The 18,749-nt window shown below is 72.1% G+C and carries 18 protein-coding genes and 1 pseudogene; 6 read left to right on the forward strand and 13 right to left on the reverse strand.

The window, feature by feature from the left end; genetic code table 11:
- Nucleotides 1–579, forward strand: a pseudogene (locus AX685_RS22910) (ComEC/Rec2 family competence protein); the annotation flags it as partial.
- A 242-nt stretch (nucleotides 580–821) separates the two neighbouring features.
- Here AX685_RS22910 and lexA read toward each other — a convergent pair.
- The 6 genes from lexA to AX685_RS18170 form a co-directional block, all read right to left on the reverse strand.
- Nucleotides 822–1,484 (reverse strand): transcriptional repressor LexA, encoded by a 663-nt coding sequence (gene lexA, locus AX685_RS18145; protein ID WP_066491149.1) that lies wholly within the window; start codon nucleotides 1,482–1,484, stop codon nucleotides 822–824.
- A 64-nt stretch (nucleotides 1,485–1,548) separates the two neighbouring features.
- Nucleotides 1,549–2,730, reverse strand: coding sequence for a molybdopterin molybdotransferase MoeA (locus AX685_RS18150; RefSeq protein ID WP_066491152.1), 1,182 nt, complete (start codon nucleotides 2,728–2,730; stop codon nucleotides 1,549–1,551).
- Between the two features lie 190 nt (nucleotides 2,731–2,920).
- Nucleotides 2,921–3,391, reverse strand: coding sequence for a cyclic pyranopterin monophosphate synthase MoaC (gene moaC / locus AX685_RS18155; RefSeq protein WP_066491154.1), 471 nt, complete (start codon nucleotides 3,389–3,391; stop codon nucleotides 2,921–2,923).
- Nucleotide 3,392: 1 nt separating this feature from the next.
- Nucleotides 3,393–4,178: an indole-3-glycerol phosphate synthase TrpC gene (gene trpC, locus AX685_RS18160; protein ID WP_066491155.1), complete on the reverse strand. Its 786-nt coding sequence runs from the start codon at nucleotides 4,176–4,178 to the stop codon at nucleotides 3,393–3,395.
- A complete protein-coding gene (gene trpD, locus AX685_RS18165) occupies nucleotides 4,175–5,170 on the reverse strand; it encodes an anthranilate phosphoribosyltransferase (RefSeq protein ID WP_066491178.1) in 996 nt (331 codons plus the stop codon). Before trpD ends, trpC begins: the two co-directional genes overlap by 4 nt.
- Nucleotides 5,167–5,772, reverse strand: a complete 606-nt coding sequence (locus AX685_RS18170) for an anthranilate synthase component II (RefSeq protein WP_066491156.1) — start codon at nucleotides 5,770–5,772, stop codon at nucleotides 5,167–5,169. Before AX685_RS18170 ends, trpD begins: the two co-directional genes overlap by 4 nt.
- A gap of 109 nt (nucleotides 5,773–5,881) precedes the next feature.
- Here AX685_RS18170 and AX685_RS18175 point away from each other — a divergent pair, with 109 nt between their 5' ends.
- Nucleotides 5,882–6,319, forward strand: coding sequence for a hypothetical protein (locus AX685_RS18175; RefSeq protein ID WP_066491181.1), 438 nt, complete (start codon nucleotides 5,882–5,884; stop codon nucleotides 6,317–6,319).
- Nucleotides 6,320–6,397: 78 nt separating this feature from the next.
- Here the strand turns inward: AX685_RS18175 and trpE are convergent, their stop codons facing one another.
- Together trpE and AX685_RS18185 are read right to left on the reverse strand one after the other, a co-directional pair.
- Nucleotides 6,398–7,918 (reverse strand): anthranilate synthase component I, encoded by a 1,521-nt coding sequence (gene trpE / locus AX685_RS18180; RefSeq protein ID WP_066491157.1) that lies wholly within the window; start codon nucleotides 7,916–7,918, stop codon nucleotides 6,398–6,400.
- Nucleotides 7,899–9,842 carry a peptidylprolyl isomerase gene (locus AX685_RS18185; protein WP_066491158.1) on the reverse strand — a complete coding sequence of 648 codons (1,944 nt, stop codon included), beginning with the start codon at nucleotides 9,840–9,842 and terminating at the stop codon, nucleotides 7,899–7,901. Before AX685_RS18185 ends, trpE begins: the two co-directional genes overlap by 20 nt.
- A 113-nt stretch (nucleotides 9,843–9,955) precedes the next feature.
- Here AX685_RS18185 and tpiA point away from each other — a divergent pair, with 113 nt between their 5' ends.
- A complete protein-coding gene (gene tpiA / locus AX685_RS18190) occupies nucleotides 9,956–10,693 on the forward strand; it encodes a triose-phosphate isomerase (protein WP_066491159.1) in 738 nt (245 codons plus the stop codon).
- Between the two features lie 49 nt (nucleotides 10,694–10,742).
- Here the strand turns inward: tpiA and AX685_RS18195 are convergent, their stop codons facing one another.
- Entirely contained in the window at nucleotides 10,743–12,146 is a 1,404-nt protein-coding gene (locus AX685_RS18195; protein WP_066491160.1) for a leucyl aminopeptidase family protein, read from the reverse strand.
- A gap of 78 nt (nucleotides 12,147–12,224) precedes the next feature.
- Here AX685_RS18195 and trxB point away from each other — a divergent pair, with 78 nt between their 5' ends.
- Nucleotides 12,225–13,193: a thioredoxin-disulfide reductase gene (gene trxB, locus AX685_RS18200; protein WP_066491162.1), complete on the forward strand. Its 969-nt coding sequence runs from the start codon at nucleotides 12,225–12,227 to the stop codon at nucleotides 13,191–13,193.
- Here the strand turns inward: trxB and AX685_RS18205 are convergent.
- The 3 genes from AX685_RS18205 to AX685_RS18215 are packed head-to-tail and all read right to left on the reverse strand — an operon-like array spanning nucleotide 13,174 to nucleotide 14,848.
- On the reverse strand, nucleotides 13,174–13,959 hold the full coding sequence (locus AX685_RS18205; protein WP_066491165.1) for a hydrolase 1, exosortase A system-associated: 786 nt from the start codon (nucleotides 13,957–13,959) through the stop codon (nucleotides 13,174–13,176). The two genes, trxB and AX685_RS18205, sit on opposite strands and share 20 nt — an antisense overlap.
- Nucleotides 13,944–14,543 carry a hypothetical protein gene (locus AX685_RS18210; RefSeq protein ID WP_066491168.1) on the reverse strand — a complete coding sequence of 200 codons (600 nt, stop codon included), beginning with the start codon at nucleotides 14,541–14,543 and terminating at the stop codon, nucleotides 13,944–13,946. The genes AX685_RS18205 and AX685_RS18210 overlap by 16 nt, the downstream gene beginning before the upstream one ends.
- 47 nt (nucleotides 14,544–14,590) lie before the next feature.
- Entirely contained in the window at nucleotides 14,591–14,848 is a 258-nt protein-coding gene (locus AX685_RS18215; RefSeq protein WP_176484814.1) for an acyl carrier protein, read from the reverse strand.
- Nucleotides 14,849–14,967: 119 nt separating this feature from the next.
- Between AX685_RS18215 and AX685_RS18220 the strand changes: the two genes are divergently transcribed.
- Together AX685_RS18220 and AX685_RS18225 are read left to right on the forward strand one after the other, a co-directional pair.
- Nucleotides 14,968–16,470: an acyl-CoA ligase (AMP-forming), exosortase A system-associated gene (locus tag AX685_RS18220; RefSeq protein WP_197418694.1), complete on the forward strand. Its 1,503-nt coding sequence runs from the start codon at nucleotides 14,968–14,970 to the stop codon at nucleotides 16,468–16,470.
- Nucleotides 16,467–17,720, forward strand: coding sequence for a pyridoxal-dependent decarboxylase, exosortase A system-associated (locus AX685_RS18225; protein WP_066491175.1), 1,254 nt, complete (start codon nucleotides 16,467–16,469; stop codon nucleotides 17,718–17,720). The genes AX685_RS18220 and AX685_RS18225 overlap by 4 nt, the downstream gene beginning before the upstream one ends.
- On the opposite strand, the gene AX685_RS18230 is transcribed toward AX685_RS18225, so the two are convergent.
- Nucleotides 17,717–18,749, reverse strand: a 1,033-nt coding sequence (locus AX685_RS18230; RefSeq protein ID WP_156445916.1) for a carboxylesterase family protein, incomplete at its 5' end; no start/stop codon positions are given. The genes AX685_RS18225 and AX685_RS18230 overlap by 4 nt on opposite strands.

Genomic DNA, 18,749 nt, shown 5'->3' on the forward strand with positions numbered 1-18,749 from the left:
GGATGGGCGCTGGCGCCGCCGCCGCCGGACCTGATCGTCACGGGGGACGGGCGGCATCTGGCATGGCGTGGCGAGGACGGAACGGTGGCGATCCTGCGCGATCGTGCCGGAGACTATGTGCGCGATACGCTGGCGGAGGGGGCGGGGCTGAATGACGAACCGGCGCTGCTGTCGCACTCGGCTGGCGCGCGGTGCAACCGCGACCTGTGCTGGCTGGAGCGGGGGACATGGCGCGTGCTGGCGACGCGCAGCGCGTATTTCGTGCCGGTGGCGGCGCTGGTGCCGCTATGCCGGCAGGCGGACATCGTCGTCAGCGATCGGCGGTTGCCGAGGGGGTGCCGGGCGCGGTGGGTGACGCTGGATCGCGCGACATTGGCACGGACGGGGGGCGTCGCGGTGACGCTGGCGCAGCGAAAAGCGGTGAGCGTGCGCAGGAGCGGCGATGCGCATCCATGGGTGCGGAGCAGCGATCGCGGCGGCGAGAAGCGAGTCGCGCGCGGTAAAAGGGGTCTTTTTGGCGCGGAAAAGCGCGGTCGCGACCGCGATGACGGGCGGACGGGGACGAGTCGCGACCGGTAGATGCGGTGTCGCGGGGCGGTTTGGGGCAAGGCGGGCGTCGATGCGGCGCGTGGATGTCGCGCCGGACGCGGGGGTACGGATGGTCTTGGATCTTTGCGGGGCCGGACATAGTCGGGACCACGGCAGGATGGCCGGAGTCGATCGAGGCGCGATCGGCCACGTATGCGGCGCGATGGATGCCGGAACGGGTCCGGAATGACGGCCATGGGCGCGGGCGGTGCGCGCCGCCCGTGCCGGCCCGGTCAGTCGTAGCGGCGCAGGATGCCGGCGAGCTTGCCCTGTACGCGCACCTGCGCCGGGGCGTAGCGTTGCGGGTCGTAGGAGCGGTTGGCGGGATCGAGGCGGATCATCGCGCCTTCCCGGCGGAAATATTTCAGCGTCGCCTCGCTATCCTCGATCAGCGCGACGACGATCTCGCCGTCACGGGCGACCTCCTGCCGGCGGATCAGCGCATAGTCGCCGTCGAGGATGCCCGCCTCAACCATCGAATCGCCGGCGACCTCCAGCGCGAAATGCTCGCCCGCGCCCAGCAGCGCGGCGGGGACCGGCAGGCTGGTCGACCCCTCGAACGCCTCGATCGGGACGCCGGCGGCGATGCGGCCGTGAAGCGGGATCTCGATCACGTCATTGGCGGGTTCGGGCGCGGCGCGGCGCGATGGCGCGGGCGCGGGGGTGCGCTTCGTATCGGGACGCTCGGGCGTCTTGAGCACTTCCAGCGCGCGGGCGCGGTTGGGAAGCCGGCGCAGATAGCCGCGTTCCTCCAGCGCGCTGATGAGTCGGTGGACGCCGGACTTGCTCTTCAGCTCCAGCGCCTCCTTCATCTCCTCGAACGACGGCGAGACGCCGCTTTCGCTCAGGCGATCCTGAATGAAGCAGATCAGTTCGTGCTGTTTGCGCGTCAGCATCGGCCGGTTTCCCTTCGTCTCGCGAACGTATTGGGAACCTTTATGGAACGTGCCCGGTCCTACGTCAAGCGATCCGCAGGATTTCCGCCGAGTCGCCCGCCGATGCCGCGGGGGCGTGCGGCGCGCGGACGATCAGGCAGGTCGAGCGCGCGAGGGTGCGCAGCATCGAACTGTCCTGGATGGTGGAGGCGAAGACGCGCCCGTCGCGGGTTTCGGCGCGCAGATAGTCGGTGCGCTCGCCATTGGCGGGGAGCGGCTCCCCGAGGATCGCGGTGTCGACGCGCGGGAAGGGATCGCCCGCATGCGCCAGATGCGCGACCAGCGGACGGACGAACAGGATCGCGGTGACGAAGGCGGAGACGGGATTGCCGGGCAGTCCGACCACCGCCATCGCGCCGCGGCGGCCCGCCAGCATCGGCTTTCCCGGACGCAGCGCGATCCGCCAGAAATCGAGCGTCACCCCCGCCGCCGCCAGCGCGGGGCGCACCAGATCGTGGTCGCCGACCGACGCGCCGCCGGTGGTGACCAGCACATCGGCCTGCACGCGCGCGAAGGCGTCGGTCAGCACGTCGAGCCGGTCGGGCAGGATGCCGAGGTCGACGATCTCCACCGCCATGTCCGCCAGCAGGGTGCGCAGCAGCAGGCGATTGGATTCGGGCAGCGCGCCGTCCGGGGCGGGCGTGCCGGGATCGACCAGTTCGTCCCCCGTCGCGGCCAGCGCGACGCGCACGCGGCGGGCGACGGGGATGCGTGCGACCCCGCCGGTCGCCGCCACCGCCAGCCGCGCCGGGGTCAGCCGCTCACCGACGTCGACCAGCACGTCGCCTTCGCCGAAATCAAGCCCGCGGCGGCGCACGTTGCGCCCGCGATGCGGCGGCCCCTCGCCAGCGAGGAACAGCGCGGTGCCGTCGCGTCGCGCCTCCTCCTGCACGAGCACGGTGTCGGTGCCGGGGGGCAGCGCCGCGCCGGTGAAGATGCGCACCGCCTGTCCGGCATCGACCGATCCGGCGAAGGGCGCGCCCGCCGCGCTTTCGCCGATGACCGCGAAGGGGCCGGGCAGATCGGCGAAGCGCAGCGCATAGCCGTCCATCGCCGAGAGGTCCGCCGCCGGCTGCGTCCGCGTGGCGATGACGGGGGCGGCGGCATGACGGTTGAGCGCGTCGGCGAGCGGCACGGTTTCGACCGGTACGGGCGTGCCCAGCGCCAGGACGCGCGCCTGTGCCTGTGCAACGGGAAGGAGGGACATGGAGGGTTCGCCGTGATGAGCCGTTGGCCGGGGCCATGCTCTTGCGGCGCGCGGCGCGGGCGATCAACCCCGCATCGGTGCAGCAGATCGCCGACGCCGCCGCGCCGGTGATCGGAGCGGGCGCCGCGCCGGCCCGCCGACGCTGGCGCCGGCATCGGCGATAGTGCGGAACGGTGGACCCGCCGGACGGTCAGGCGCGCCAGTCGCCCGAGCGGCCGCCGCGCTTTTCCAGGAGGCGGATGCCCTCGATCCGCATCGCCTTGTCGATCGCCTTGGCCATGTCATAGACGGTCAGCAGTGCCACCGACACCGCGGTCAGCGCCTCCATCTCCACGCCGGTCTTGCCATCGGTCGCGGCCAGCGCGGTGGCGGTGACGCCGTCGTCGTCGATCGCCAGGTCGAGCGACACCTTCGTCAGTGGCAGCGGGTGGCACAGCGGGATCAGGTCGCTGGTCCGCTTCGCCGCCATGATCCCGGCGACGCGCGCGACCGCGATCACATCGCCCTTCTTCACCGCGCCGGCGCGGATCGCGGCGACCGCCGCCGCGCTCATCACGATGCGCCCCGTGGCGACGCCCTCGCGCCGGGTGACGGCCTTGTCGCCGACATCGACCATGTGCGCGGCGCCATCGGCGTCGAGATGGGTGAGCGCGCCGGCCATGTCAGCCGACCATCGCGCGGGTCGCGGCGGCGACGTCGTCCTGCCGCATCAGCGCCTCGCCGATCAGGAAGCAGTGGACGCCGTGCGCGGCCAGTTCGTCCAGATCGGCGCGGGTCGACAGCCCGCTTTCGGCGACGAAGGTGCAGCCGGCGGGCGCGTGCGCCATCAGCGCATAGGTGCGGCGGAAATCGACCTCGAACGTCTTCAGGTTGCGGTTGTTGACGCCGATCAGTCGCGAGGACAGCTTCGCCGCGCGCTCCAGTTCGGCTTCGTCATGGACCTCGACCAGCACGTCCAGCCCCTGTTCGATCGCCGCCGCCTCGCATTCCGCCAGCGTCACGTCGTCGAGCGCGCTGACGATCAGCAGGATCGCGTCGGCGCCGATGCTGCGCGCCTCCAGCGCCTGCCACGGATCGACGGTGAAATCCTTGCGCAGCACCGGCAGGTCGCAGGCGGCGCGCGCGGCCTTCAGATACTCCTCATGCCCCTGGAAATAGGGTGCGTCGGTCAGCACCGACAGGCAGGTCGCACCGCCATCGGCATAGGCGCGAGCGTGCGCGGGGGGATCGAAATCGGCCCGGATCAGCCCCTTGGACGGGCTGGCCTTCTTGATCTCGGCGATCAACGCGTGGCGCCCCGTGGCGGCGGTGCGATCCAGCGCGGCGCGAAAGCCGCGCGGCGGGGTCTGCGCCGCGGCCAGCGCCTCCAGCCCGGCGCGCGACGACGCGGCGCGGCGCATCCGCACCTCCTCGCGCTTGGTGGCGCAGATCGTGTCGAGGATGGTCATGAATAAGCGATCCAGCGGTCGAGAAGGCGGTTGGCGGCGCCCGAATCGAGCGCCTCGCCCGCGCGGGCGGCGGCATCGGGCAGCGCGGCGTCGCGCCCCGCCAGCACCAGCGCGGCGGCGGCGTTGAGCAGCACCGCGTCGCGATAGGCGCCGCGCTCGCCCCGCAGCAGGCGGCGCAGCGCGGCGGCGTTATAGGCCGGATCTCCGCCGCGGATCGCCAGCGTCGGGTGGCGCGCGACCCCGGCATCCTCGGGCACGATCCGCCCGGCCATCGTCACTGCGCCGACCGTGACGACGCGGGTGGGGCCGGCGCCGGAGATTTCGTCCAGCCCTTCCTCACCCGACACGACCAGCGCGGCGGTGCTGCCCAGCTGCGCCAACGCCTCGGCATAGAGCGGCGCGTAATCGGGGCGCGCGATGCCGATCAGCTGGCGGGTGACGTGCGCGGGATTGGACAGCGGGCCCATCAGGTTGAAGATCGTGCGGCGGCCGATACGGCGGCGGATCGGGGTGATCCGCTTCATCGCGGGATGATGGTTGCCCGCGAACAGGAAGCAGATGCCGATATCGGCGAGCGTCGCCTCCGCCAGCGCGCCGGCGCGGTCCATGTCGAGGCCAAGCATCTCCAGCGTGTCCGCCGCCCCCGCCTTCGACGAGGCGGCGCGGTTGCCGTGCTTGGCGACCGGCACGCCGCACGCGGCGACCACCAGGCTGACCGCGGTCGACACGTTGAGCGTATGCTGCCCGTCGCCGCCGGTGCCGCACACGTCGATCGCATCGGCGGGCGCCGCGATCGGGATCAGCCGTGCGCGCATCGCGCGCGCCGCCTCCGCGATCTCGATGCTGGTTTCGCCGCGTTCGGCCAGCCGCAGCAGGAAATCGGCGACCGCGTCCTCGCTGGTGCGCGCGTCGAGGATGTCGGCGAACGCCAGCGCCGCGGTTTCGCGCGACAGCGGCGACGACGGATCGGGCAGCAGCGCGGCGGCGGTCACGCCGCGGCCCGCGTGTCCGCCCCGCGCGGCGCCACGTTCATCCCGCACAGGCGCAGGAAATTGGCGATCAGGTCATGACCATGTTCGGTGGCGATGCTTTCGGGGTGGAACTGCACCCCGTGGATCGGCAGGTCGCGGTGGCGCAGCCCCATCACCGATCCGTCGCCCGCGGTGGCGTTGACCGCCAGTACGTCGGGGACGTCGGTGACGATCAGCGAGTGGTAGCGCGTGGCGGTGAAGGGTGAGGGCAGGCCCGCGAACACGCCGCTGCCGTCATGGTCGATCGGGCTGGTCTTCCCGTGCATCAACCCGCCGCGCACCACCGAGCCGCCGAAATGCTGGCCGATCGCCTGATGCCCCAGGCACACGCCGAACAGCGGCAGCCGCGCGGCGGCGCAGGCACCGACCAGGTCGAGCGTGATCCCCGCCTCGTTCGGAGTGCACGGGCCGGGCGACAGCAGGATACCGCGCGCGCCGCTGGCCATTGCGTCCGCGACGGTCAGCGCATCGTTGCGCTCCACGCGCACCTCGGCACCCAGTTCCATGACGTAATGGACCAGGTTCCAGGTGAAGCTGTCGTAATTGTCGATCACCAGGATCATGGCGCCTGCCATAGCGGATGCGCGCCCCTTCGCAACACCCGTGGGCCGGTCATGTTCATGGCGGAGAAAAGCGCGGCGATGTACGTTGTCGGACCACAGGAGAAATATGATGCTGCGTCAGGCCGTCGTCGTCGCCTTGCTTCTTGGTCTGCCAGCCGCGGCGTCGGCGCAGGCCGCCCGCGCCGGCGAAACCGGGCGAACGCCGCAGCGCGTGCGCAGCATCACGCTACAGCCGAACGAGGCCTGTCCCAAGGCCGAGGGCGACGAGATCGTCGTGTGCAGCCGCATCAATCCGCAGGAACAATATCGCATTCCCAAGGAGTTGCGGAACACCGCCGAGCCGGCGGCGAAGAACCAGGCGTGGAACAACCGCGTCGCGGTGGCGGACCGCACCGGGCGTACCGCGGCGGGCCTGCCGGACAGCTGCTCTCCGGTCGGGACCGGCGGACAGACGGGCTGTTCGATGATGTGGAACCAGGCGTTCGCGGCCGAAAAGCGCGCGGCGGAGAAGAACGACTCGATGATTCCGGGCGGGCGCGAGCCGTAAGGCCGGGCGGGAGGTTTTTATTGCCGAGGTTTGCCGGTCTGGCGTGACGGAAGGCGTCTCCTCGAAACGCCGTGCCCGCTATTGCCCGAAGCGCGGATCGCCGGCGCGGGCGATGGCTTCGCGGGCGGCGGCGAGGAGCGCGCCTGACTTGGCCTCGCACTCGCGCTGTTCGTAGGCGGGGTCGCTGTCGGCGACAATGCCGGCGCCGGCCTGGACGTGGATGGTGCCGTCCTTGACCACCGCGGTACGCAGCACGATGCACGAATCCATCGAGCCGTCGGGGGAGAAATAGCCGACGCCGCCGGCATAGGCGCCGCGCTTCTCCGCCTCCAGCTCGGCGATGATCTGGCACGCGCGCACCTTGGGCGCGCCGCTGACCGTGCCGGCGGGGAAGCCGGCGAACAGCGCGTCGATCGCGTCGTGGCGATCGTCCAGCCGCCCGACCACGTTCGAGACGATGTGCATGACGTGGCTATAGAATTCGACGGTGTAGCTGTCGGTGACCTGCACCGTTCCCGCCGCCGCCACCCGGCCGACGTCGTTGCGGCCGAGGTCGAGCAGCATCAGGTGTTCGGCGCGTTCCTTCGGATCGGCAAGCAGGCTGTCGCGGTTGGCGCCGTCTTCCGCCGCGGTGCGCCCGCGCGGGCGGGTGCCGGCGATCGGGCGGATCGTCACCTCGCCATCGCGGGCGCGCACCAAGATTTCCGGGCTGGACCCGGTCAGCGCGAAGCCGGGGAGGTCGAGGTGATAGAGAAACGGCGAGGGATTGATCCGGCGCAGCGCGCGGTACAGCTCGAAGGCCGGCAGCGGGAAGGGCGCGGTGAAGCGCTGCGCCAGCACCACCTGAAAGATATCGCCCGCGGCGATATATTCCTTCGCCGCGGCGACCATTTCGCCATAGCGGCCCTCGGGCAGCACGGGCGTGAGCGCGATCTCGACCGGATCGGCGCGCACCGGCGCGGGCAGCGCGGCGTGCGCCAGCCGCGCCTCGACCGCGTCGAGCCGGTCATGCGCGGCGTCGAGGATCGTGGCGGGATCGCGCGCCGCATCGGGCCATACCGGCGCGACCAGGAACAGCGCGTCGGCCAGTCGGTCGAACACCAGGATGACGGTGGGCCGGACGAACATCATGTCCGGCAGCCCCAGCGCATCGGCGCCGGGTGCGGGCAGCTTTTCGACCAGCCCGATCGTCTCATACCCGAAATAGCCGACGAGGCAGGCGAGCGCGCGCGGCAGTTCGGGCGCCACCTCCATCCGGCACGCCGCGACCAGTTCGCGCAGGCTCTCCAACGTCGGCTTGCCGGTGGGGACGAAGGCGCCGCGATCGTCGAGCCAGCGCGCATTGACCTCCGCCGCGTCACCCGCGGCGCGCAGGACCAAATCGGGGGCGAGCCCGATCAGGCTGTGGCGGCCGCGCACCGCGCCGCCCTCCACCGATTCGAGCAGGAAGTCGCCGCGCCCCGGTTCGATCAGCTTGAGCGCCGCGGCCACCGGGGTTTCGGTGTCGGCGATGCGCCGCCGCCACACCAGCGCCGGTCGCCCGGCGGCGAGCGCGGTCAGCGCCGCATCATCAACCGTATCACTGGTCGGCGCTGCCACCGACAAGCTCCTTCTTCAGTTGGTCGACCGCGGTCTGGTTGCGCTTCACGCCCTGATGCTGCGCGACCGCGCGGGCGAACTGATCGGCATATTCGCGGCCGATCACCTGCCCCAGATCGGTGCGGGTGGCGGCGATCACCCCCGGCTGCTTCGCGGCGTCGCCGGGTACCACGCGGTCGAGGCGCTCGATCAGCATCCCGTTGGCCTCCGGCGATTCGACGGTGCGCGCGGTGCCCGGCTTCAGCGCGAACAGCAGCGCGAGCACGGGGTTGCCGCGCCCCTGCGCCGCCAGCTGCGCGCGGGTCGCCTCGATCGTGCGCGGCGCGGGCGCCTTCACCCCCGATTGCGCCAGCGCGGTCGCGAGCGGCGTGCCGGCGTTCACCTTCGCGACGATCGCGCGCGCGGCGGCGCGCGCGGCGGCACGGACGCGATCGGTGGTGATGTCGGCGACGACGCGCTCGCGCGCCTTGTCGAGCGGAACCGGGGTGGCGCGGACGATGCGGTCGAGCGCGACGACCGCGAAGCTGCCGTCCTGTCCGAGCGGCACGGTGGTGGGGGTGTCGCCTTCCTCCGCAGCGAAGCCGGCCGCGACAACCTGCGCCAGCGCCGGATCGGCGGGCGCCTGAGGCTGATCGGGGTTGGTGCCGTTGGCAAGCAGCGCCGGCGTCGCCTGCACGGTCAGCTTCTGGTCGGCGGCAACTTCGTTGATGTTGGCGTTGTCGCTCAGCGAATCCTCGATCTTGTCGCGGATCTTGCCGATCGCGTCGGCGGCCTTCTGCTGACGCAGCTTGGCGACCAGTTCCTCACGCGCCTGCGCCAGCGTCTTGCCGGCGACCTGCGTCTCGCCCTCGACACGCGCGACGACGAAGCCGATCGGGCCGCGCACCGGGCCGACCACGCCATCGGCGGGCGCGGCGAACACCGCGTCGGCGATCGCGGCGGAGGTCTGCTTGGCGAGCGCGTCCCTTTCCACCTTGGCGATGGTGCGCGCCTCCAGCCCGGCGGCGCGCGCGGCCTGCGCGATCGGGGTGCCGGCCTTCACCTTGTCGGCCAGCGCCTGCGCCGCTTTTTGGTCAAGCACGGTGACGAGCGCGACGTCGCGCTGCCGCTTGGCGGCGTAGGTCGCCTTGTCGGCGGCATAGGCCTGCGCGATCTCGGCATCGGTCGGATTGGTCTGCCCGGCGACCTGCTGCGGCCCGACGATGGCGTAGCGGATCACACGGCGTTCGGGCGTGGTGTAGCGCGCGATATTCTTCTGATACCATTGCTTCACCTCGGCATCGCCGGGGGCGGCGCCGCGCGGCATCGCGGCATAGGGGATCAGCGTCACCTCCCCTGCGCGGCGTTCCAGCAGTAGCGAGGCATAGGGCAGCGCCATGTCCTGTGGCACCTGGCTGGCGCCCTGCGTCGGAACCAGCAGGAACTGCGCCATCGTCTCGCGCGCGATATCGCGCTGCACCTGCGCGTCGGTCAGCCCGCGCTGCGCGATCAGCGCCTCATAGGCGCGCTGGTCGAACTGGCCGGTGGGGCCGGCGAAGGCGGGGATCGCCTTCAGCTGGCTGCCGATCAGCGCGCGGCTGATACGCATCCCCTGATCCTGGCCGAAGGTTTCGAGCGCCAGCCCGGTGATCGCGCGGTTGAGCAGCGCCTCCACGCCGCCCTGCGCCACCAGTTGCGGCATCGTCACGTCGGGCTGCTGCTGCCGGGCGAAGCGCAGTTCGTCCTGCGCGGCGCGGCGGATGTCGTCGGTGGCGACGCTCTGCCCGTCGACCGAGGCGATCGGATTGCCCAGGATGCCGCGGCCCGCCGACGCCAGACCGGTCACGTCGCCCGCGGCGAAGGCGATCGCGATGACGATCAGGATGCCGAAGGTGATGATGACACCGACCTTCGAATAGATGATCCGGCGAATGGAGCTGAGCATGGAAGCGGGGAACCGGCCCTGTAAGAGAAGCCGCACGCTTTAGGGGGCAGTGGCGGTGGCATCAAGCCGCGAGGGTGGCTAACGGGTGGCACGGCACGAAACGGGAGGATCACATGACGCGGCGCAAGCTGGTGGCGGGGAACTGGAAGATGAACGGCAGCCTGGCCGCGCTGGCCGAACTGGAGGGGATCGCCGCGGCCGCGGCGGCGCGCAGCGACGTCGACGTGGCGATCGCGGTGCCCGCGACGCTGATCGCCGCGGCGCACGCCAAGGTGCCCGCGCTGGCGATCGGCGCGCAGGACGTCCACCCGGCGGAAAAGGGCGCCTATACCGGCTGCATCTCCACCACGCTGGCCAAGGAAGCGGGGGCGAGCTTCTCGATCGTCGGCCATTCGGAGCGGCGCGCCGACCAGAACGAAAGCGACGTGCTGGTGAAGGCCAAGGCGGAGGCGCTGCACAAGGCCGGGATGATGGCGATCGTGTGCGTGGGCGAGACGCTGGAACAGCGCGACGCGGGCGATGCCGAGGCGGTGGTGACCGCGCAGGTCGCCGGATCGCTGCCCGACGGCGCGGCGCCCGACTGGTGCGCGATCGCCTATGAACCGGTATGGGCGATCGGGACCGGGCGCACCCCGACGGCGGCGGACGTGGCGGCGATGCACGGCGCGATCCGCGCGACGCTGCGCGACCTGATCGGCGAGGGCGCGGACGCGATGCGGCTGCTGTACGGCGGATCGGTATCGGGCGCGAATGCGGCGGAACTGCTCCACACCGCCGACGTCGACGGCGCGCTGGTGGGCGGCGCCAGCCTGACCGCCGCGGCGTTCGTGCCGATCATCGCGGCGGCGTGACGGCTGGGGGCGTTCGACGCTCGCCTCCGTTCGCCTCAGCACGAACGGGTTATTTGCAGCCGAAGCGCCCCTTGAGCAACGCATAGGCGGCACGCAGGCCATAGGCCTCGCCGCCCTTGGGCCGTGCCGGCTTGCCCGTCGGGCGCCAGGCGAAGGTATCGAGGTGCGCCCAGGGAGTGCCGGCGGGGACGAAGCGGCGCAGGAACAGCGCCGCGGTGATCGCGCCGGCGAAGCCGCCGTCGGGGGCGTTGACCATGTCCGCGATATCGGAACGGAGCATGTCGTCATATCCGTCCCACAGCGGCAGGCGCCATAGCGGGTCGCGCACCGCCGTTGCCGCCGCGAACAGATCGGTGGCGAGCGCCTCGTCATTGACGAAGGTGGCGGGCAGGTCCGGCCCCAGCGCGACGCGCGCCGCGCCGGTCAGCGTCGCGAAATCGAGGATCAAGTCGGGCGCGGCTTCGCCCGCCTTCGTCAGCGCATCGCCCAGGATCAGCCGCCCCTCGGCATCGGTATTGGTGTTCTCCACCGTCACGCCGGCACGCGTCGCCAGCACGTCGCCGGGGCGGAAGGCGTTGCCGGAAATGGCGTTTTCTACCGCCGGGATCAGCAGGTGGAGCCGCACGCGCAGCCGCGCCTGCATCACCAGCGCGGCGAGCGCGAGCGCGTGAGCGGCGCCGCCCATGTCCTTCTTCATCAGCCGCATGCCCGCCGACGGCTTGATATCCAGCCCGCCCGAATCGAAGCACACGCCCTTGCCGACGATCGCGATGCGCGGATGCGCGGGATCGCCCCACTCGACCTCGATCAGGCGCGGCGCGCGGTCCTTCGCCGCGGCCTGTCCGACCGCGTGGATCATCGGATAGCCGGTGGCGAGCGCGTCGCCGCGCGTGACCGTGACGGTGGCGCCATGCGCGGCGGCGAGCGTATCGGCCTCCGCCTCCAGCTCCGCCGGTCCCATGTCGCTGGCGCCGGTATCGACCAGGTCGCGGACGCGCGCGGTGGCGGCGGCGATGCGCACCGTCTCGTCGATCGCGGCGACCTCCGGGGTGAGCAGGATGCGCGCGCCGACAGGGTCGGGCTTGCGATACCGTGCGAAGCGGTGCTGCGCGAGCAGCCAGCCGAGGCCCGCGGCCCCGACCGCGCCATTGTCCGCGCCGTCGCCCGCCAGCCGGTACGTCCCCTCCGGCAGGCCGTCGCCCAGCGAGGCGATCCGCCACGGCGAATCGAGTGCTTCGTCGCAGAGCAGCAGCATCGACCAGTCATCGGGTGACTCCCCCGGCAGGATCGCGCGGTTGCCCGCCTTTCCCGTCACGCGCGCCGCGACGACGGCGGTGCGCACGCGCGCGGACTGCGTGGCGAGCCAGCTGCCATATTCCTCCGGCCGGACGACGTGGATGGTGCGGGCGGGCTGGCCGCGATCGGGCTGGAGCAAGGCGGCGAAGTCGGTCATCGCGGGACCAAAGCAGGACTTTAGGCGCCGCGCAACGGATGGTTCCCTTGCGCGCCCGGGCACCCTACATCGCGGCGCATGACCACGCATTCGACTCGCATGTTGATCCTCGGTTCCGGCCCGGCCGGGCTGTCCGCTGCCATTTACGGCGCGCGTGCCGGGATGAACCCGATCGTCGTCCAAGGCATCCAGCCCGGCGGCCAGCTGACCACCACCACCGACGTGGAGAACTATCCCGGCTTCGCCGACGTGATCCAGGGCCCGTGGCTGATGGAGCAGATGCAGAAGCAGGCCGAGCATGTCGGCACGCGGCTGATGTGGGACACGATCGTCGACGTCGACCTGACCAGCCGCCCGTTCCGGCTGACCGGCGACGGCGGCGACGTGTACGAGGGCGAGGTGCTGGTGATCGCCACCGGCGCGCAGGCCAAGTGGCTGGGCCTGGACAGCGAGGATGCGATGAAGGGCAAGGGCGTCAGCGCGTGCGCGACGTGCGACGGCTTCTTCTATCGCGGCAAGAAGGTGGCGGTGATCGGCGGCGGCAACACCGCGGTGGAGGAGGCATTGTACCTCACCAACCATTCCGACGACGTCACGCTGATCCACCGCCGCGACAGCCTGCGCGCCGAGCGTATCCTGCAGGAGCGGCTGTTCGCGCATCCGAGCATCACCGTATTGTGGAACAAGGAAGTGCGCGAGTTCGTGGACGGCGGCGGCAATGCCGGGCTGGTGGCGCTGGAGCTGGAGGACACGGTCACGGGCGAGCGGTCGCGGCTGGACGTCGAGGGCGGGTTCGTCGCGATCGGGCACCACCCGGCGACCGAGTTGCTGCGCGGGCATCTGGAGCTGGACGCCGACGGCTATGTCGCGGTGCAGCCGGGATCGACGCGCACCAGCGTGGCGGGCGTGTTCGCGTGCGGCGACGTGATGGACAAGACCTATCGCCAGGCGGTGACCGCGGCGGGGACCGGGTGCATGGCGGCGCTGGACGCCGAACGGTTCCTGGCGGCGGCGGAGTTCGAGGCGGTCAGGGAAGCGGCGGAATAGCCAGCGCGCGCGCGACCGCCTGCGCCAGCGCCTCCGCATCGGTGGCCCGCGCGAAACTGTGCGAGGCGCTGTCGATCGTGACGGTGCGGGTCGCAAGGCCATGCGCCGCGTGCGCATAGGCGATCGCGGTCGCATCCCCGGCGGCAAGGATGACGGTAGCGTCGTCGCCCCACGCGCCGATCGCGGCAAGGATGCGCGCGGCCGGTTCGGGCCGGGGTGACCCACGGGCGAGTTTGCGCATCCCCGCGGCCAGCCGCCGCACGTCCACCCCGCCAGTGACGAGCCGCCGCCATTGCGCCGGATCGCGCAGCCGCGCGCGGTAGCGGGCGCGGATCGCGGCGGCGGGGGGCAGCGCGTCGGCTTCGGCGCCGGTCCAGGGATTGGTGAGGATCACCGCATCCAGCCCCGCCGCGCGCCCCTCGAGCGCGAGCAGCGCGGCGGCATCGCAATTGCCGAGCGCGACGAGGCGGCGCAGCTGCGGCTGGCCGGCGCGAAAGGCGGTGACCGCGGCGCGCAGATCGGGTCCGGCGGCGGCGAAACCGGGGTCGGTGCCGCTCGAATCGCCGATACCGCGCCGGTCGTAGCGGAACACCGGCACCCCGGCGCGCGCCAGCCGCGCGGCGAGCAGCGCCATGCCGCGATGCGCGCCGATGCGAACCTCGCTGCCGCCCGACACGATCAGCAGCCCGGTGCCGCCGGGTGCCGCATCGAGCGTGCCGCCGAGCCATTCGCCCGCGCAGGGGAACACGGTCAGCCGGCGATCCACGCCGCGATATCCTGTGCCAGCGCATCGCCCAACGCGGGGGCGGCGACCGGCTCGGCCGCGCGCCAGGGCGGGGCGCCGGGAAGGTGGTTGTCGGCAGGGCGCGGATCGCCCGCCAGCCGCACCACGCGGGTCCGCGCGCCATCGGGGAGGGGGGCGTGGGCCAGATCGTCGATCATCGCGTCGGCGATGATGTTCCCGGCGTAATCATCGCCCGCGCCGGCGATCCGCAGGCGGCGCAGCTCGCGCACCTGTTCCTCACCCGTCAGCGGGGAGAGATACCAGCAGGATGCCGGGTCGATCGTCGTCGCGGCCAGCGCCGCGCCGCGCAGCGCCACCAGATGCACGGGGCCGGCAAGCGTCGTCGCGGCGGCGGCCACCGCGTCGCGCCACATCGACAGCCGCGCCTGGCGGGTGGGCAGCAGGCTGTCGCCCTGGCCGGGCAGGTCGGGGATCGCGCCGGCGATGCCGCGATCGGCGAGCCGCCGCAGCATCGCGACCAGCAGCGTGCGGCTGCGGTTCGCTTCCTCGAACAGCGCGGGCAGCGCGAGGATCGTCGGGCCGTGATCGGGGCCGAGGCGCAGCATCGCCTCCCGCCCCGACGGCGGATCGTAGCAGGTGTAGCGCGCCGTCGTCAGACGAGCGCGCGTTCAGCGGCGAAGCGGGTCAGCGCGCCGAACGTTTCCAGCATCTCGCCATCGACCTCGTCATCCTCGATCACGATGCCCAGCCGGTCCTCGAGCTCGGTCAGCACGCCGGCGACCGCCATCGAATCCAGCTCTGGCAGCGTGCCGAACAATTCAGTGTCGGCGGAAAAGCCATCGACCTGCGCCTGCGGCAGCGACAGGACGTCGCGCAGGACGTCGCGTACCGTGGCCTCGACCGCGTTCATTCCTTCGGGAACCACGCACCCTCCCTTTTTCGTCATGCCGCATGTGCGAAGCGGCCCGTTCGCGCCCGCGTTAGGACGGGGGGATGAAATGCGCAACGCCTTGGGGCTATGGAGCGGGGATGGTGCCTCCCGACCCCGTCCCGAAACCGATCGATCATGTCCTGCGCGGCGATCCCGATGCGCCCGCGCTGATCGGACGCGACGCGGTGCTGACCTTCGCGGCGGTGGAGGCGGCGGTCGCGCGGCTGGCGGGGTGGCTGGCGGCGATGGACCTGCCGGCGGGCGCGCGGGTGGCGACGTGGCTGCCCAAGACGCAGGCGGCGTGCCTGATGCCGCTGGCGGCGGCGCGTGCGGGGCTGGTGCATGTGCCGGTCAATCCGGTGCTGAAGCGCGCGCAGGTGGCGCATATCCTGGCCGACAGCGGTGCACGCCTGCTGCTGACGCAGAAAGCGCGCGCGGCGACTCTGGAGGACGGCGACGTCACGGGCGACGTGACGGTCGCGACCGCGACGGGGAGCGGCGACGCGCTGCCGCGTTCGGCGGCCGATCCGGCGGGGCTGGCGGCGATCCTCTATACATCCGGCTCGACCGGGCGGCCCAAGGGGGTGATGCTGAGCCATGCGAACCTGTGGCTGGGGGCGGTCAGCGTGGCGCATTATCTGGCGATCGCGCCCGACGACCGGGTGTTGGCGGTGCTGCCGCTGGGGTTCGATTACGGGCAGAACCAGTTGTTTTCCAGCTGGATGGCGGGCGCATCCGTGGCGCCGCTCGATTATCTGACCGCGCGCGACGTGGTGAAGGCGGTCGAGCGGGTGGCGGCGACGACGCTGGCGGGGGTGCCGCCGCTGTGGACGCAGCTGTTGGAGGCGGAATGGCCGGCGGAGACCGCCGCGCGGCTGCGGCGGCTGACCAATTCGGGCGGCGCGCTGACCCCGGCGATGGTGCGGGCGCTGCGCGCGCGCTTCCCGGCGGCGCGGTTGTTCGCGATGTATGGGCTGACGGAGGCGTTCCGGTCGACGTATCTGCCGCCGGAGATGATCGACGCGCGCCCGGATTCGATCGGCCGGGCGATCCCGTTCGCGGAGGTGATGGTGGTGCGCCCCGACGGCAGCGCGGCGGCGGCGGGCGAGCCGGGCGAGCTGGTGCACGCCGGGCCGCTGGTGGCGCAGGGTTACTGGCGCGATGCGGAGCGGACCGCGCAGCGTTTCCGCGCGGCGCCGGCGTTCTCGCGCTACGGCGGGACGGCGGTGTGGTCGGGCGATACGGTCGTCGCGGACGCGGAGGGGCTGCTGAGGTTCGTCGGCCGAGACGACGAGATGATCAAGACCGCCGGCCATCGCGTCAGCCCGCAGGAGGTGGAGGAAGCCGTCACCGCGGGCGCCGAAACGCGCGAGGCGGTAGCGATCGGCGTGGCGGATGCGCGGTTGGGACAGGCGATCGTGGTAGTGGCGCGCGGTAGCGGCGCGGAGGAACCTGCGTTGCGCGCGCGGTTGAAGCGCGAATTGCCGACGTACATGCAGCCCGCGCGCATCGCGTGGCGCGATATTCTGCCACACAATGCCAACGGCAAGCTGGACCGCGCGGCGATCGCGGCGATCGCACGCGAGGATGGCGGCGCATGAAACCGATGGGGCCGATCCCGCCCGAATTCGCGGCGCAGGCGGGGATGCTGACGATCGCGGGAACGCGCGCCGACGACTGGCTGGCGGCGCATGGATCGCCGCTGTTCGTGTACGACCCGGCGATCGTCGCGGCGCGGGTGGCGCGGTTCCGCGCGGCGATGCCCGCCGCGGTGGATCTGCATTATGCGGTGAAGGCCAATCCGTTTCCGCCGATGATCGCGGCGGTCGCGCCGCTGGTCGACGGGCTGGACGTTGCCTCCGCCGGGGAACTGGCCAAGGCGCTGGCGGTGAAGCCGGCGGCGGCGATCAGCTTCGCCGGGCCGGGCAAGCGCGATGCCGAACTGGCCGCGGCGATCACGGCGGGCGCGACGCTGAACGTCGAATCGGAGGGCGAGGCGCGCCGCGCGATCGCGATCGGCGAGCAGGCGGGCATCGCGCCGCGGCTGGCGGTGCGGGTCAACCCCGACCTGGAACTGCGCGGATCGGGGATGAAGATGGGCGGGCGCGCATCGCCCTTCGGCGTCGATGCCGAGCGGGTGCCCGCGCTGGTGAAGGCGATCGTCGCGGGCGGCGCGGACTGGCGCGGGTTCCACATCTTCGCCGGTTCGCAGGCGCTGGACGCCGGGGCGCTGGCGGAGACGCAGGCGGCGACGCTGGCGCTGGCGGCGCGGCTGGCGGAGGACAGCGGACACGCGCCGCCGCTGGTCAATCTGGGCGGCGGGTTCGGCGTGCCGTATTTTTCCGGTGACACGGCGGTGGACGTCGAGCGGATCGGCGCCGCGCTGGCCGAGCGGCTGGCAGCGCGCGCTGACGTGTTGGCGGGCAGCGCCTTCGCGATCGAGCTGGGGCGATGGCTGGTCGCGGAGGCGGGCGTGTACCTGACGCGCGTCGTCGACCGGAAGGAGAGCCGCGGGGAGACCTTCCTGGTGGTCGACGGCGGACTGCACCACCAGCTGGCGGCGAGCGGGAATTTCGGGACGGTGGTGCGCCGCAACTATCCGCTGGCGGTCGCCGGGCGGATGGGCGCCGATGCGGCCGAGGAAGTGTCGGTCGTGGGATGCCTGTGCACGCCGCTGGACCGGCTGGGCGACAAGGTGATGCTGCCGCGCGCTCAGGAGGGCGAGCCGATCGCGGTGTTCCTGGCGGGGGCGTACGGGCTGTCGGCCAGCCCGGCGGGGTTCCTGGGGCACCCCGCGCCGGCGGAGGTGGTGGCGGGTCAGGGTCGCACGCCTCCGCCTGAACCGCGCTAGCGCACCGTGGTAGCGGCGGCGTCGATCTGTGGTCCCCATGGGTCACGGCCCGCGCGGGCGGTGGCGGCGGGGGTGAAGTCCATCAGCTGGTCGGTGGCGGCGGCGTAGCGGGGCCAGGCGGGAAGGCCGGGGCCGTTAGGGTCGCCGCGCTTGGCGAAATTGACCAGATAGGCGCTGATCGTGCGACCCATCGCCTGGTCGCGCGCGGTGGTGGCGGCGCCATATTTGATCGCCTGATTATCGAAGAAGAACGGGATGTCGGTGGCGTGATAGGCGCCGGGCGCCCTCACCGATTCCGGCACATAGGAGAAGCGGTACGCCCATACCGGCGCCCCCGCGCGCGATATCGTGGCGGCGGCGCTGCGGGCGCCCGCGATCATCGGGCCGGTTACGCCGCCGATATCGGCGCTGGTCGCGCCGATCAGCATCGGCACGCGGACGAAGCGGCCGGCGGCATAAGCGGCGCCGCTGTCGACCACCACCTTTCCGTCCGGGAACGGGCGCGTGATGGTCGGGCGGGGGGTGAGCGCGGCGGCGAGCGTGGCGAGGTTCAGCCCGTCGACGATCCGGTCGGCGGGCAGCGCGCGCAGCCGCGCGAGCGCATCGGGGGCGGCGGGGTCGATCCCCTTGCCGCGCGCGAAGTCCGCGCCCATCGCCTCCACATCGGACAGGCGCACGGGCATCGCCTGCGCGTCGCCGCCCGACATCACCACCGCCTTGCGGAACAATCCGCGCGCCAGCGGGGCGGTGACGAGCGTGTGGACCGACATGCCGCCCGCGCTTTCGCCGACGATCGTGACATTGCCCGGATCGCCGCCGAACGCCGCGGCGTTGCGCCGCACCCAGCGCAGCGCCGCAATCTGGTCCATGGTCAGATAATTGGCGATGAGGCCGTGATCGGCATCGGCGCGCGTCAGCTGCGGCAGCGCGAAGGTGCCGAGGCGCCCCAGCCGATAGTTGAAGCTGACCACCATCACCCCCTGCCGCGCGAGGTTCGCGCCGGCATAGGTCGGCGGGGAGGCACCGCCG

Source organism: Sphingomonas sp. CCH9-F2 (assembly GCF_001556735.1).
GTDB classification, from domain to species: domain Bacteria; phylum Pseudomonadota; class Alphaproteobacteria; order Sphingomonadales; family Sphingomonadaceae; genus Sphingomonas; species Sphingomonas ginsenosidimutans.

Bases quoted from the DNA above. Each gene is read 5' to 3' on its own strand.
- lexA (WP_066491149.1), bottom strand. From the start codon at position 1,484: ATGCTGACGCGCAAACAGCACGAACTGATCTGCTTCATTCAGGATCGC.
- AX685_RS18150 (WP_066491152.1), bottom strand. From the start codon at position 2,730: ATGTCCCTCCTTCCCGTTGCACAGGCACAGGCGCGCGTCCTGGCGCTG.
- moaC (WP_066491154.1), bottom strand. From the start codon at position 3,391: ATGGCCGGCGCGCTCACCCATCTCGACGCCGATGGCGCCGCGCACATG.
- trpC (WP_066491155.1), bottom strand. From the start codon at position 4,178: ATGACCATCCTCGACACGATCTGCGCCACCAAGCGCGAGGAGGTGCGG.
- AX685_RS18170 (WP_066491156.1), bottom strand. From the start codon at position 5,772: ATGATCCTGGTGATCGACAATTACGACAGCTTCACCTGGAACCTGGTC.
- AX685_RS18175 (WP_066491181.1), top strand. From the start codon at position 5,882: ATGCTGCGTCAGGCCGTCGTCGTCGCCTTGCTTCTTGGTCTGCCAGCC.
- AX685_RS18185 (WP_066491158.1), bottom strand. From the start codon at position 9,842: ATGCTCAGCTCCATTCGCCGGATCATCTATTCGAAGGTCGGTGTCATC.
- tpiA (WP_066491159.1), top strand. From the start codon at position 9,956: ATGACGCGGCGCAAGCTGGTGGCGGGGAACTGGAAGATGAACGGCAGC.
- AX685_RS18195 (WP_066491160.1), bottom strand. From the start codon at position 12,146: ATGACCGACTTCGCCGCCTTGCTCCAGCCCGATCGCGGCCAGCCCGCC.
- trxB (WP_066491162.1), top strand. From the start codon at position 12,225: ATGACCACGCATTCGACTCGCATGTTGATCCTCGGTTCCGGCCCGGCC.
- AX685_RS18210 (WP_066491168.1), bottom strand. From the start codon at position 14,543: ATGCTGCGCCTCGGCCCCGATCACGGCCCGACGATCCTCGCGCTGCCC.
- AX685_RS18215 (WP_176484814.1), bottom strand. From the start codon at position 14,848: ATGAACGCGGTCGAGGCCACGGTACGCGACGTCCTGCGCGACGTCCTG.
- AX685_RS18220 (WP_197418694.1), top strand. From the start codon at position 14,968: ATGGTGCCTCCCGACCCCGTCCCGAAACCGATCGATCATGTCCTGCGC.
- AX685_RS18225 (WP_066491175.1), top strand. From the start codon at position 16,467: ATGAAACCGATGGGGCCGATCCCGCCCGAATTCGCGGCGCAGGCGGGG.